This is a genomic window from Methylocaldum sp. (assembly GCF_039794385.1).
Lineage (GTDB): Bacteria > Pseudomonadota > Gammaproteobacteria > Methylococcales > Methylococcaceae > Methylocaldum.
On the sequence record NZ_JBDIVO010000103.1, the window covers coordinates 1 to 13,829 of the forward strand.

Sequence of the window (13,829 nt, forward strand, 5' to 3'; positions counted from 1 at the left end):
TGTCCTGAGCTTGTCGAACCATGAACGGAATCCACTTGTTCAGAGCTTCCTTATGCAAAGGAGCTTTCCCATGCCTCTGCGACAACTCGTGGAATATTTCAATCAGCGCTTCGCCGAAGAGCAAGGACTTAACAGTCCGCCGCTCCGGCTTAAAGGTACGCGGGTCGAAGGATATCTCGGGGATCTGCATGTCGGCAGTATTCTCCAGCCGGTGCGGCTTGCCGAATCGCCGTCGCTGGTAATCGGCCACGACGCATCCTCGTTCGTGCCGGACGAGACGAATGGTTCGAATCGGCCGCTTCACGGCTCGGCCGCGGATGAAGCTCTCAACATCGTGAACCTCGACCGTCTGACCCGCACGGTTCACATGCTCAACTACCTGCCGGTCGCCCACCAGGACGGACACCTGTTCCTGCACGTGCACCCGCGCCATGTCCTCGCCGTGAAACGGGACCATGGCGCTTATTTCGAAGAGATCATCCGACGCTGCGGCCTCTCGACCCGCCGCGTGGTCATCACGCTGCAGATCAGCCCGATCTACGACCGCCATCTGATTCTGTTGCTCGAAAGGCTGAGAAACTACCGCGACCGCGGCTACTCGACCGCGATCAAATTCGACGACCGCGCCGGCGAAAGCTTCCTTGAGCGGTATTGCATCGAATTCCTCTACCGCTTCACGCCAGATTTCGTGCGGTTCGACACCCGATTTTTCCCGAAATTGGCCCGAGATGCCGAGAATTACCGACGGCGCTCTTCCCTGCTGTCGGCTGTTCGCCGCCTTGATACGCAGTTATTGATCGAGGGCGTCAACAGCGAGGCCGATGCCGATGTGGCGAAGCTGCTACAGGCCGAGTTGGTCAAAGGAAGCTACTACGAACGGAATACCGTTCGGGGGGTGGAGCGGAGCCTCGCCGATTACACGGAATAGCGTCGTGCTCTCGTTGCGGTGGACGGCGTCGGCCATATCCTGTTTCTCGATTGCCTCGTAATGATCGAATCGGATATCCATGAAATCGGTACGGATGCCTGCATAACCCTCGTTCAGAAGCGGAGCGACCGGGGAGCCCGTATCTTCGACCTCGAGCACCTTGGTCCAGTCGGCCCCGAGTAGAGGATCATTCAGATAAAGCGCAATGATGACATTGCCGGCAGCATTGTCCGATATAACCGTTCTCAAACCAATCCATTGGTTGGTAGGAATAAGATTGGGTTTAGAAACGCGGTCATATCCCCCCTGATAGATCCCTACGGTTTTCAGCGTATAGTATTTCCCGTTGAGCTTTTTCTTGATTACCGCATAACCATCGACACGTATTCCGGCGTAATACAGATTATCGCCGTTCTGATATCGATGAAAAAACAATACTCCATTGGATTCGTTCCGATTCGGACTACCCGACGCATTGATCCGCTCGATATTGAAATAGACTTGTTGAGTAAAATTCTTGAATTTCGATCGTGTGACTAGGCGGAATATATTTTGTGGCCGATACCCATCATCGGTATCGACCGGATTGGTCGTGGCATACAGCAACCGCCACTGATCATCGTCGGCAAGCTTTCCCTGCACGGTCATTCCTATTCCGCCTGACCGGTAGAAATAGGCCCCGGAGTTCAGCCACCAATCGTTGTCGTTACTGTCGCTCATGTCGGCCGTCTCATAAAGCACGACATCGCTATCGAATCCGTCCGAAAATCCCGAGGCCGAAGGTGCAGCAATCATCCCGACCGCGGCAACGAACATGGTTAAAGGTTTGAACAAGCTCACTGCGTCCATGTCTGATTGATCCTATTCCTAGTCAATTGTCCCTTGAAGCCGATAAAAATCCTTCAGATACAGCCCGTCGGAATGAGTGTCAAAACTCGATCAAGGCGCCGGCGATGGCAGCAAAGTTAGAATAGGTCGCAGCCTCGTACCTCGAAGCCGTTACATACAAACTAAAGTTGTCGGCCACGTTCCATTTGACACTGCCACCCGCACTCAGCTGAAAACTAAAATCGGTGCCGGCTTCTTTGCCAACACCCGGAGCCACGGTGACCTCTGCGGAGACGGCATCGCCGAGCCGGGTTCTTAAGCTGAAAGGCGCCATCAATCCGAAATAGTTGTCCGGTGTCCAGAACAAGTCGCTCATTTTACGCGTATCGTCGAAGGTGAACTGTGCGCCTATGCTAAAGTCCGGATCTTTCCAAAACCTGTTTTCGATAAGAACTTCAGTCCGGTTACGCTCGTTGTTATCGCTATAAGAGAAGAAATAATGGTTGGCCGCTAAGCTGAGCGTATCCAAGGCCCTGAGCTTGAATCCGCCTACGGCCCTGAAAAACGAGATATGGTTGGCTATGGCGCCCGCCGTGTTGACATAGCTGTGATCGGCTCCGATCGAGAAATCGACGTTATCGCCTATGCCGGTATTGAAATGAATCGAGCCCAACGGATAGGTCGGAGAGGAGTCTGGGGAACCGGCGGGAGACGATCGGCTCGAGAAACCGGCAGCCCCCGCCGAAAATGCGATCGCCGAACGCGGCCCCAGCTCGTTCAGCTCATACCGCAGTTTGCCCTCGAATTGGTGGCCTACCGCCTGAAAGTCCGTTTCCACCGGCGCTCCGCCCGTTCCTGACGGCCTCAAATCGACGGTCTGATCGAAATCGATGTATCTGTAATAGCCCCAGAAGGAAAGTCTGTCCGAAATACCGTAATTCACGGATGGCGCAATGCTGAAGTACGACCGATCCGAGTTGTCTTCAAAGTACAGTCCCTCGATTTGCATAATCGGTCTGAGACGGCGGTCTAGCTCGGCTAGCTCGTAGCGAATCACCGGGTCATTCGGACGAAGAACCGCCGCCTTCTCCAAACGCTCGCGAGCACCCGCATGATCTCCGCTCCACCGAAGCACTTTTCCCGTCCTGACGAGCAGTTCCGCATCGTCCATCGCCCCTTCCCGCCCTAACCGATCGAAGATCTCCATGGCTTGCGAATATCGGCCCGCACTGGCGTAAAGCAACGCCAACTCATTGGAGGTCGATGCGATAGGATCGATGGCCTTCAAGCGCGCAACAAGATCGTTTCCGGTGTACTCGCGCGGAACTTCAAACCGTGGGAGATAGAATCGAGGAGAATTCCTGGTCAGAAGATAGTCATTCTCCACGTGAAAGGCCATCCGAAAATATTTTTCCGGAAGCTGCCGGTTGAGCTTGAAAGCGGCAGGCTCATTGGACAGCGATTTATGTCCTTGGTCGCTGTAGGGAAACGAAAAGGCGATAATCTTCGAACCCGGCACTTCCCGACTCAGAACATCCCGGCAGTCGCGATAATCCGCTTCGATCCGAGCGGCGTACTCCTCATAGGTTTCCAGTCGGCCCTCCCCGTCCAGCCACATTCGGTTGACCAGAAACCTTCCCAAATGGCCGTCCTTATCGACGGGCACATAGTGCTGTCCTTCGGTACTGTGACATTGCATATCCCAACGTCCCGTCGCAAAGTAGCGCCTGATTTCCGGCCAGGCGACGGTATAGGCGCCGCGGGTGGCAACATCCGCCACCGGCACGAACATCGTTGCCTTGAATCCGGTCTCCGCGAGAACCGGATCCGCATTCCGAAAACTGTCCGAGCGAGCATCATCGAAGGTGATGAGTATCGGTTTAGGGGGCAGATTCACATCTTTTTTCTCGAGAAAATCGAGAAGCTGATCCATGGTGATGGATTGATAACCTTCTTTCTTGAGCGCGATCAGCTGGTCTCGGAATTGCCTCAGCGGCACCGTATCCTCTCGATTCGAGCCGGTGATACCGTGATAGAGAAGAACCGGAATGCTCGGCGATTCGGTGTTTTCATAAAATGCGTTCAGCGCCTCCAACGCGCGGCCCTGTTCGCCGCTATAAAACGTCAACTTGGCCAGATTCTGCTGTAGCGTGACTTTGCCCGGATATAGCGGTTCCATCACTTCAAGCATATCGCGCGCGGCAGAAAAATCGCCCAGCCCCCAATACGCATTGACCAGCTGTTGGAGCGTACGGCCAGAATTCGGATACTTCGCATGAAGCTGTTCGGCGAGCTCGACGGCCTCGGCGATCTGTCCCCGCAAACGTTTTGCCTCTATGAGCTCTATCGGCCCTCCGCTCTTGATCGGATCCAGTGCCACGGCATGCTCGAATTCCTGAAGCGCCACCGCGTAATGAATGGCAGAAGCCTCCTGCTTACCCTCTTTGTCGAGGCGCCCAGCCAGTTCAAGATGCAGATTTCCGAGCTGGATCAACCGGTCCGGAGATGGCGCGACGGCGGTCAGCCGCGTAAGCCAGCGAACGCCAGCCTCGGTGTCTCCGGAGTAGACGGCATCATCTGCAATCAGGCCTAAGGCATTTACATTGTCCGGTTCTTGCTCGAGGACCTGCTTGGCGAGCCGTACCGCGTCCTCATGACGCCCTGCCCAAACCAGAAGCCGAGCAAGCCTGATTGTCCATTTACTGTCTTCCGGATGCTTGGCAACGAGGAATCTCCACTCCGACTCCGCCCGCTCCCAATTACCGAGCGCGGTATAGTGCTCGGCGAGCCTCGCGCGGGCGACATCCTTCTCGGGATGGGCTGCCAAATAGCGTTTCAGGACTTCGACGGCTTCATCGTACCGATGCTCATTCCAATACGCGTGGGCAAGACCCAATGTCGCCAGATAATCGTCGGGCGAAGCCTGCAGACTCTGTTTCAGATAGGCAATCGACTCCTCATTTCTCCCGAGATCGGCCAATAGGGTGCCTAGGCGGCGCAAATGCTCGGGGGCGTGATCAAGTTCCACCAGCGATCGTAAAATGGCCTCCGCCTCCTTCCGATTTCCGGTAGAGGTCAAGTTCTCGACGAGAGCCAGTTTGGCTTCCACATTCTCGGGCGAGCGATCCAGGATGGACCTGATCTCTCGCTCGGCCGAAGCATAATCCTTCTGCGCCGAGAAAATCCTTGCTCTGCCGAGGTGCGCCGCTTCGTCCCCCGGTGCTTTTTGCACCACCTGCGCGTAATAATCGAGCGCCTGAGACAAAAGCTGGTCCTGCTCGCTAGCCCGGCCGAACGCCAAAAGAGTCGGTACGTCGCCCGGAAAATCCTTCAAAAGACCGCGCCAAATCTCATAGGCCCGCTGATGCTGTCCGAGCCGCCTAAGCTTTGAGCCCAACTGACGCCAACCCGCGACCAAATCATCGTCACGCTGAATCTGAAGACATTTTCTGTAATATTCGGCCGCTTCCTCATATCGGCCGAGCTCGGCCAGGGTGTGGCCAAGACGCCGCTGGTTTGCCGGCACGGGGTCCGCCTTTACCAAGGGTCTCAAGACCTCCTCGGCGTCTTTGTACCGCTGCTGGCCTATCAAGGCATCGGCAAGAAGCGAGCTCACTGCGGCATCCGCAGGAGCACGCTTCATCACGGCCCGAATCTCCCGCTCGGCAGGCTTATACGCTCGCTGGGCCAAAAAAATCCGCGCCCTTCCGAGATGAGCCTGTTCCTCTTCCGGATCGTTTTTCATTACCCGCGAATAATAATCAAGCGCCCGGTCCCAATGGCGATCCTGCTCACAGGCCTTGCCCAAAGCCAACAGAATCGACACATCGTCGGGAAAGGCCGCGAAAAGATCCGTCCAGATTTTATAAGCACGCGTCTTCTCGCCCAGCGCCCAATAGCTCCAAGCGAGCCCCCGCCAAGCCGCCACCGAGCCTTTATCGATCGCGATCGCCCGCTCGTACTCGCGGCGAGCGTCTTCATACTTCTTCTCGGAATAGAACGCATCGGCATGGTTCAAAACCGTGTCGGCGGATTCGGAAGTCGACTCCTCTGCCGTGACTGCGGCCGCGAATACGAGGGCGATCAGGCTGAGCAATACACGTTCGAAGATGAGGCTTGCGGCCGACGGGCCGAAGAAATGACAGTTCCCTAACATCACACGCTGACTCTTCTTAGTTTGAATTCGTATCGAGCAACGGAGCCGGATTCACCGCGCGGATACAGCAAGCATCACACAGCGATGAAAAGCCAACGGCAATCCGGCCGTTGTCATTCGCTTGCGCATCCGCGACGGCTAGCCGCCGCGGATGCGCAAGCGCAGAGATGGACTTCACTGAATCCCGAGCGCTGAAGTCATACAAGATCGCCGGGGGGATCGTCGCCGGACGCTGGCAATCGATCCATGAGGCGCCGCCCGGCAAGAGTCCCCGGAAACCGGACGCGCAGCGGCAGGGGGCGTGCGCTGAGGCAGCACATTGCGTGCCCGCCCGGAGAATAAGAATGGTAATGATGAGACGCCGCGAGAGGCATCGCGGGCGAGGAGTATGGCGGCTGCGATAGGCGGCAGCCCCGCCAGCGGTAGATCGAGAATCGACAGTACTTTCCTTTTCCTCCTTGGCCTGCCTACTGCTCCAACCGAAGTCTTCCCCACAGTCATCGTCCTTAAGATCGACAAGCTTTTCATTATTTGACCTCCTCTTCTTGGATAGCCGACACCGCTACCCTCATCCACTCGTACCGACAGCCCGTGTCCAGCCGACTGCCTATCCGATTATAGCCATACTTTACCGCTGGCTGTCCAATACGATGAATCCGATGATTTGTTTCATCTGCTTGCCAAGATCTGTGCCATTGGAAATTTTCTGCGCCACGTTTCCCGTGGCTCCGACTGCCGTCACGGCACAGAAGCCACGGTATATTCATCTTCAGAGACTATGTTGCCCCCATCCTTCACCAGCACCAAGTCGTCGCGGCTGAGAGAGAATACGTCCTGCCCTATGTCGCCAACCATGGTGACGGCCAAGATCTTGCCCTTCGCCGCCATGCGCGCGTCGAGATTGGCGAGAAAGTCTTTCGATTCCCGATCCCCGGCGGTGGAGCGTTTCATGATGATGTTCAGGCCGTCGAATGCTGGGTCTGCCGCCCAATTCAATGCCTGCTCGGCCAGCGCGACGGTCTCGGATGACCGAATGTTGTCCTCAAGGATCAAGGCCGGCAAAAACTTGAGCCGATGATGGCGGGCGAAGATCTCCACGGCAAGGTCGCGATTCTCTACCTCTTTATGCGTGCCCCCGCTCGCCCAGGTGAAATACTTTGGGCTGAGCATGTAAAGATCATCGACTTCGCGGCGAAGCTTTGTCCAGGCGGCTGCCCCGGGTATCGCGGCCACGATCCCGTATTTTTGCGGCAACGGTTCTGCCTTTACCCAGTTCAGGCGCACGGATGCGCTGCCCGCGCCCGCCGGATCCTCATCGCTTTCGTTCCAGACCGCGAGCGTTAAGGGACCGTAATCGGATCCCGCAGGCATCTCGGCCGGCCGCTTTAACAGCGGACGTCCGTTTACCGATGCGACCACTCGGGAATCAACGACTCGCAACGCTAAGGTGATAGTCCCTGAAAGCACTTCCCGACTCGCGAGTTGATTGAAGCTACCGTCCTTATTGCGTGCCTGGAGCAGAGCCAGCCCCTCGGAAACGCCCAGCCGGACGAACGGCTCGCCTTGTCGTTGCCGCAAGGAAATCCAAAATTGACCTTGCGGTTGTCCCTCGAGTTGCACTTCCACGCCGGCATTTTGCCAATGCTCCGTGCCGCCGAGCATGACCAGCGCCCCCTGCTCTCCCTCCTTGCTGGCCACCCGAAGCGCGCCATCCTCGATGGCGATTTCGCCTCTGTCCACCACCCAGTCCGGGGCAGAACGAGCGGCTTGAAAGTGATCGATGAAAGGCTTCCGGCGCGGTGCATGGGCTTCGAGCCGAGCGAGCAGATCCGCTTCGCTCCACTCCTTCGACACCCGAATTCGTCTGAGACCGGACCAGGGGTCATCCCGGTAGTTGGCTCCCCAAAGACCGGTAACAAAACCCACGGAAAGAGACGCCGCTTTCAAGGTCTGGGGCCAGATGTCGGCTTCGCCGCCCTGATCCGCGTTCCAGGCACGCGAACAATCCGCGGCGATAATGGGCTGTCCGAGCCTCTGCTCCAGTACCTTGCGCTCTCGGGCGTATCTCTTCGCCAGAACTTCGGTCGATGTAAAGCCTCCAACACCGGAATTCTGACAGCCGGATACGCCCACTTCCCAGCGACCGCTCTTGACCAGCTGTTTGAGTCTGTGCCAAGAAACCATGTGGATATTGGCCTGATCCAGCAAGCTCGGATTGACGAATACGACTCCCGTCATGCCCACGGACGCGAACACCTCGTCCGCGGTCTCCAGGGTTTCCCTGTACGCTTCGTCGAATGTCAGCAGCAGAGGTTTTTCCGGCAGCGCAGCCTCGTCATCAAGTTGCCACCGGCGCACTTGTGCTAGCCGCACCGTGGAATAACCGGCCTTTTTCAAAGCTGTCATATCAGCCCGGAATGACTCCGTCGGAATCGCGGAGTCGCGCGAGGAGCTGATCTTGCCGAACACCAGCGCGACGAACGCTTCTCTCTCCTGTCCAGCCATAATCGGGGCCGGCGGGGGCGAGGACGACGCGCTAGACATGTATTCCACACCTTGCAGAATCGCTGTCACCGTGACGGCCAAGGCTATCCACCAAAACAGATTGCGCCAATGTCCGACCGGGTGCGCGCTGCTGGGAAACTCGCTTACGACAACTGTTTGCTTCGTGGCCATCACCGCGTCCCCCATCCGTTGTTTCGCTGAGTGGCAATCGCATACGGCATCTGCCAAACCAAGAAGATCATGTAATAAATCGTAAAATAAAGGCCATAAATCCAGTTTCTATCGGATTTCCAGAAAAGGTAATAAGCCGAAAACATAAGCCCTATCATTACCGTGCCGAGAAAGTACACCATCGGCGATATGAAATCGTTATTGGCGATCGGCAGCCATAGACACATACGAAGTATCAGGATGGGAGCCACTATCGGGAACAGCAATTGGGCATAAAAAGCGACGGCTGCAAGCGGAGGTTTTTTCCACATAAAAGTCGCGGCGATTAAACTTTCTCGGAACCACGACTTTTTCCAGCGCAGCTGCTGTTTGAGAAATTTCCGATGCTTTTCGGGGACGATAGTCGTAGCAATCGCTTCTCCCGAGTAAATCACGCGATATTTGCGCAGCAGCATATTGGTCAAGCTGCGGTCATCTCCGAAGGTAGCGCGAACGCCGAGAAAATGCTGGTTGAGCCAGCGATCGAGAACCTCCATCACACAACTACGGCGGTAAGCGGAGAAACAACCGGGACAGCAGGTAACGGCGCCGAATATACTCTCAGCGGCCTTGATAACTCGGAATGCCACATAGTAGCGTGCCTGTTGCATCCGGGTGAGGCCATTTTCTGCGACGTTTGCGACCTCGGTATGTCCGGCTACCGCGGCGACCGTGGGATCGGCAAAGCCCTGGACGATTTTTTTTATCCCATCTCGCCGGACAAAACTGTCCGAGTCCACATAAACCAGGATTTCCCCGCTCGATACGCGGGCTCCGGCCGCCATCGCCTCGCGTTTCCCTTTATTGCGATCGAAGGACACCAGCGTGAGTTGCGGCCAGCGTTCTTGAGCGCGACTGACTTCCCTCAATGTACCGTCGGTCGATCCATCGTCGACGACAATCACTTCGAAATTCTCGGGCGGATAATCGACGGAATAACAGCATTCGACAGTTCGGTAAATCGCTTCTTCTTCGTTGAAAGCGGTAATGATGATACTGACTGTAGGCGCTATACCGACATCCTTCGGCGGTTTATAGAAAACGGAAAGCACGAAGCGCGAAATAATAAATACTCCAACCGTAATCGAGTAGGCATTCACGAACGGCTGGTACCAGTAATAGGTAAAATTGCTCCAGCGCACCCCCAATACGACCGCCATACATAACGCTATCAATGCTATTGCGATCAGACGAATGAATGTGCGGTTAAATCCCGTAGATTCAGGATTAGTCGGGTGCTGAATATTCTGGTCGGGCAAACTTTCTAAAGACAGGAAATATTCCGTTGTTGACATTCGTTTTCTCCTTAAAACAGCTATTGACCGGCAGCAATAGCGGAATGTCGAAAGCCTCGATGTGGTGGGCCGAGGCCGATCAAAACCCGATCGGGAAATCGAGACAGCTTTTCAATAAGCTTGATTGAAACCTGGCGACGCTCGCGCTATTGAGGACCACCAGACTAGCCCGCATTTCTCACACCCTTTCGTCGCGAGGGCGTCGAGACGCCGCTGTGGCGCGCCGCACGGACTGAGCGACGGCGAAGGCGTAGCTGACACTACGTCGAGCCAGCGAGAGGGGCGAGGCGGAGAAGCCCATCCTCCGGTGAAGGATGGGCCCGCTGAGCGGGCGGCCAAGGAAGGCTGCCCTGGACTTTGTGCGCAGCCGGATGGCGTAGCGCAAAGACGGCGTGTCACAGTAAGTGGAAGGGTCGCGACTAAAGCGACCGTTTGCGATTGGGCGGCGTCCGCAGTAGGAAGGGTCGCTTCGGCGCTCCCGATGCGACCGTTTGCGATTGGAAGGGGCCGACTAAAGGCCCGTTTGCGATTGGAAGGGGTGTGAGAAATGCGGGCTAGTACTTTTCCTGCAATCGTTTTCATACGACATCATCCTTATCCTTGTCGGTATGTAGGCGTGAAGACAGCAAATGCCGATTATTTCGCCCGGCCGCGTCCTTGAGATCCGCGAGTCTCGCTCGACGAATGCCCCTCGCCGGGACGCAATCCTAATAAAAGATGAACGGCCGGATTGCGCACAAAGCGCCTTTTCCAGACGCTGCCACAGTTCAGTCAATTTTTGTGCCAGACATTCATCTATTTGTTCTTCAATACACTTTCTAGGTAACACGGAAATTGGCGCCGTAAAGTCCCTGAAACATCCGGATCCTTCGATGTTTCGTAGAAACCTGATATGCAGTTAGCTTTGAAAGCTCAGCCTTGCCAAAAATCTGACCTGATCTTTCGTAAAAGTTTGATTTTTCTTAATTTCGTGATAGCAAATGCGCTACCGGCGACCGGCCCATGACTTGTAAAATTTTCTGACACCGGGGCGGCGGAACCCTTGCTTTTTTTTATGATGCTTTGAAGACTCAGATCAATGCGCAAGCGGTGGCTCTTCCACCGCCGGTTCGCCTGTCACGAGAACATGCCCATAGGATCGTGCCGGTGGTGGAAGCAAACCAAGCCCGGACGGATCTACCGTCGGCACGAGGACCAGGCACCTGTGCCTGCGGTGACGAATCGCTCTCACCCGCTCGGTAGCGTGTCCCACACAACCGGCGGGCGAGATCATCGCGCTGCCAAGAATCTCTCATACGCCCCATGCGGCTGCGTTGAGCCAAAACTGCTTCCGAAATTTCTGCGGCAAGGTGACACTCCAATTGCCGTGCGATCAGATAGCCAAGCCAGGTCGATTTCATTGAGTGACCTTGGCCGGTTGTACCTGCCCAATAATGACTTCTGGTTATAAGAACAAGCATTTTTATTATTTTTGAGAATAACCGTGCGCTGTTATCGTACAAGCAAACAACCTCACACCTGATGGGAGCTCTCTTGGCGATGCTGAAAAAACATGGAGTATTGCCCGGTTTTTCGATAACCCTGGGATTCACGTTGACATACTTGAGTCTCATCGTGCTGGTGCCCCTCTCGGCAACGGTTCTGAAGAGCGCCACGCTGGGTTGGGACGGATTCTGGACAGTGATTACCGCCCCGCGGGTTTTGGCCTCTTACAAGCTGACTTTCGGGGCCGCGCTGGCCGGTGCCTGCATCAATGCCGTATTCGGGCTGCTGGTGGCCTGGGTTCTGGTCCGCTACGACTTCTTCGGCAAAAAGCTCGTGGACGCCTTCGTCGACTTGCCGTTTGCCTTGCCGACCGCCGTGGCCGGCATTGCGCTGGCGACACTTTATTCGAGCAAGGGCTGGATCGGCCAGATCTTTACTCCCTTGGGGATCAAGATCGCGTACACGCCGCTGGGCGTGATTCTCGCGTTGACCTTCATCGGCCTGCCCTTTGTCGTCCGCACGGTTCAGCCGATCCTGGAGGATTTCGAGACCGAATTGGAGGAAGCCGCGGCCAGCCTCGGCGCCAATCGCTGGCAGACCTTTCAAAAGGTTATCCTGCCGACGCTGCTGCCGGCGCTCCTGACCGGATTTGCCCTGGCCTTCGCCCGCGCCGTCGGCGAATACGGTTCGGTCATTTTCGTCGCCGGCAATATTCCTATGGTTTCGGAAATCACGCCGCTCCTCATCATCACCAAGCTGGAACAGTACGACTACGCCGGCGCCACGGCCTTGGCCGTGTCCATGCTGATCGTATCGTTCGGCCTGCTGCTGGCCATCAACGGGCTCCAGCGCTGGAGCCAACTGCGCCGCGCTTAACATTTGCAAGGAATACCAAATGTCTTCGATTGCCCTCCCTTCATCGATCAGCCGAACCCGCACCGCCAGCCGTACGAATCGCGAGCCGGCGCTCGTCCGCTGGCTGCTGACCGCTTTGGCCCTGGCTTTTCTGTTCGGCTTTCTGTTTTTGCCGCTGACCGTCGTATTCACCCAAGCCCTCGGCAAAGGCTGGGCTGCGTATGGAGCCGCGCTGATCGAGCCCAATGCGCTTTCCGCCATGTGGCTGACGGTCTTGGCGGCGGCCATCGCCGTGCCGCTGAACCTGGTGTTCGGCATCGCTGCCGCCTGGGCTATCGCCAAATTCGAATTTCCGGGAAAAAGCCTGTTGATGACCCTGATCGACCTACCGTTCTCGGTATCGCCGGTGGTCTCGGGACTGATCTACGTGCTGCTGTTCGGACTCCAGGGCTGGCTCGGCCCGTGGCTGCAAGAGCACGACATCAAGCTGATCTTCGCCGTCCCCGGCATTGTCCTGGCCACGATTTTCGTCACCTTTCCGTTCGTAGCCCGCGAACTCGTTCCGCTCATGCAGGCGCAGGGCACCGAGGAAGAGGAAGCCGCGATCGTCTTGGGCGCCTCCGGCTGGCAGGCCTTCTGGCGCGTCACCCTGCCCAACGTCAAATGGGGCCTGCTCTACGGCGTGATTCTCTGCAACGCGCGCGCCATGGGCGAATTCGGCGCGGTATCGGTGGTGTCCGGCCATATCCGGGGAATGACCAACACCATCCCGCTGCACGTGGAGATTCTGTACAACGAATACAACAGCGCCGCGGCGTTCGCGGTGGCTTCCGTGCTGGCGCTGCTGGCTTTGGTGACGCTGGCGGCCAAGAGCATTCTCGAATGGCGCATCAAACAGCAGACCGTCGATCGATCGTAGGTCGTAGGGCGGGTTAGCGCAGCGTAACCCGCCGAAAGCGTAACCCGCCGAATCAGAAGGTCCATCCCTGCTAAGCCGCTCTACAAAAATCCAGGAGCACTCCGATATGAGCATAGAAATCAACGACGTGGAAAAATCCTTCGGCCGATTCAAGGCTCTTAAGAACATTACCTTGAACATCGGCAGCGGCGAACTGGTGGCGCTCTTGGGGCCTTCCGGCTGCGGCAAGACGACCTTGCTGCGCATCATCGCGGGGCTGGAGGCACCCGATTCGGGCTCTATCCTGTTTTACGGCGAGGATGCGACCAACCGCCACGTACGGGAACGGCAAGTCGGATTCGTGTTTCAGCATTACGCCCTGTTCCGCCACATGACGGTATTCGAGAACATCGCCTTCGGTCTTCGGGTCCGGCCGCGAGGTCAGCGACCTTCGGAAAGCGAAATCCGGCGCAAGGTACACGACTTGCTGAACCTGGTGCAGTTGGATTGGCTGGCCGACCGTTATCCCGGCCAGTTGTCGGGCGGCCAGCGCCAGCGCATCGCCTTGGCCCGAGCCTTGGCGGTCGAACCCAAGGTGCTGCTCCTCGACGAACCGTTCGGCGCACTCGACGCCAAGGTCCGCAAGGATTTGCGCCGCTGGCTGCGACG

At 56.7% G+C, this 13,829-nt stretch carries 8 protein-coding genes; 4 read left to right on the plus strand and 4 right to left on the minus strand.

Annotation, left to right across the window (positions count from 1 at the left end; all coding sequences use genetic code 11):
• Positions 1 to 70: 70 nt before the first annotated feature.
• Positions 71 to 928, plus strand: coding sequence for an EAL domain-containing protein (locus ABJK70_RS10915; protein WP_347257985.1), 858 nt, complete (start codon positions 71 to 73; stop codon positions 926 to 928).
• Here ABJK70_RS10915 and ABJK70_RS10920 read toward each other — a convergent pair.
• The 4 genes from ABJK70_RS10920 to ABJK70_RS10935 all read right to left on the minus strand — a co-directional run bounded on the left by ABJK70_RS10920 (position 842) and on the right by ABJK70_RS10935 (position 9,922).
• Positions 842 to 1,777, minus strand: coding sequence for a hypothetical protein (locus tag ABJK70_RS10920; RefSeq protein WP_347257986.1), 936 nt, complete (start codon positions 1,775 to 1,777; stop codon positions 842 to 844). The two genes, ABJK70_RS10915 and ABJK70_RS10920, sit on opposite strands and share 87 nt — an antisense overlap.
• 79 nt (positions 1,778 to 1,856) lie before the next feature.
• Entirely contained in the window at positions 1,857 to 5,912 is a 4,056-nt protein-coding gene (locus tag ABJK70_RS10925) for a tetratricopeptide repeat protein (protein WP_347257989.1), read from the minus strand.
• Between the two features lie 738 nt (positions 5,913 to 6,650).
• Complete coding sequence (locus ABJK70_RS10930; RefSeq protein WP_347257987.1) at positions 6,651 to 8,588, minus strand: polysaccharide deacetylase family protein; 1,938 nt, start codon at positions 8,586 to 8,588, stop codon at positions 6,651 to 6,653.
• Complete coding sequence (locus ABJK70_RS10935) at positions 8,588 to 9,922, minus strand: glycosyltransferase (RefSeq protein WP_077727863.1); 1,335 nt, start codon at positions 9,920 to 9,922, stop codon at positions 8,588 to 8,590. Before ABJK70_RS10935 ends, ABJK70_RS10930 begins: the two co-directional genes overlap by 1 nt.
• A 1,539-nt stretch (positions 9,923 to 11,461) precedes the next feature.
• Here ABJK70_RS10935 and cysT point away from each other — a divergent pair.
• The 3 genes from cysT to ABJK70_RS10950 form a co-directional block, all read left to right on the plus strand.
• Positions 11,462 to 12,283, plus strand: a complete 822-nt coding sequence (gene cysT / locus ABJK70_RS10940; RefSeq protein WP_086134954.1) for a sulfate ABC transporter permease subunit CysT — start codon at positions 11,462 to 11,464, stop codon at positions 12,281 to 12,283.
• A 19-nt stretch (positions 12,284 to 12,302) separates the two neighbouring features.
• Complete coding sequence (gene cysW, locus ABJK70_RS10945) at positions 12,303 to 13,181, plus strand: sulfate ABC transporter permease subunit CysW (RefSeq protein ID WP_077727861.1); 879 nt, start codon at positions 12,303 to 12,305, stop codon at positions 13,179 to 13,181.
• A 106-nt stretch (positions 13,182 to 13,287) separates the two neighbouring features.
• The coding region (locus ABJK70_RS10950) for an ATP-binding cassette domain-containing protein (protein ID WP_347257988.1) at positions 13,288 to 13,829 on the plus strand (542 nt) is incomplete at its 3' end.

Bases quoted from the DNA above. Each gene is read 5' to 3' on its own strand.
- ABJK70_RS10915 (WP_347257985.1), top strand. From the start codon at position 71: ATGCCTCTGCGACAACTCGTGGAATATTTCAATCAGCGCTTCGCCGAA.
- ABJK70_RS10920 (WP_347257986.1), bottom strand. From the start codon at position 1,777: ATGGACGCAGTGAGCTTGTTCAAACCTTTAACCATGTTCGTTGCCGCG.
- ABJK70_RS10925 (WP_347257989.1), bottom strand. From the start codon at position 5,912: ATGTTAGGGAACTGTCATTTCTTCGGCCCGTCGGCCGCAAGCCTCATC.
- ABJK70_RS10930 (WP_347257987.1), bottom strand. From the start codon at position 8,588: ATGGCCACGAAGCAAACAGTTGTCGTAAGCGAGTTTCCCAGCAGCGCG.
- ABJK70_RS10935 (WP_077727863.1), bottom strand. From the start codon at position 9,922: ATGTCAACAACGGAATATTTCCTGTCTTTAGAAAGTTTGCCCGACCAG.
- cysT (WP_086134954.1), top strand. From the start codon at position 11,462: ATGCTGAAAAAACATGGAGTATTGCCCGGTTTTTCGATAACCCTGGGA.
- cysW (WP_077727861.1), top strand. From the start codon at position 12,303: ATGTCTTCGATTGCCCTCCCTTCATCGATCAGCCGAACCCGCACCGCC.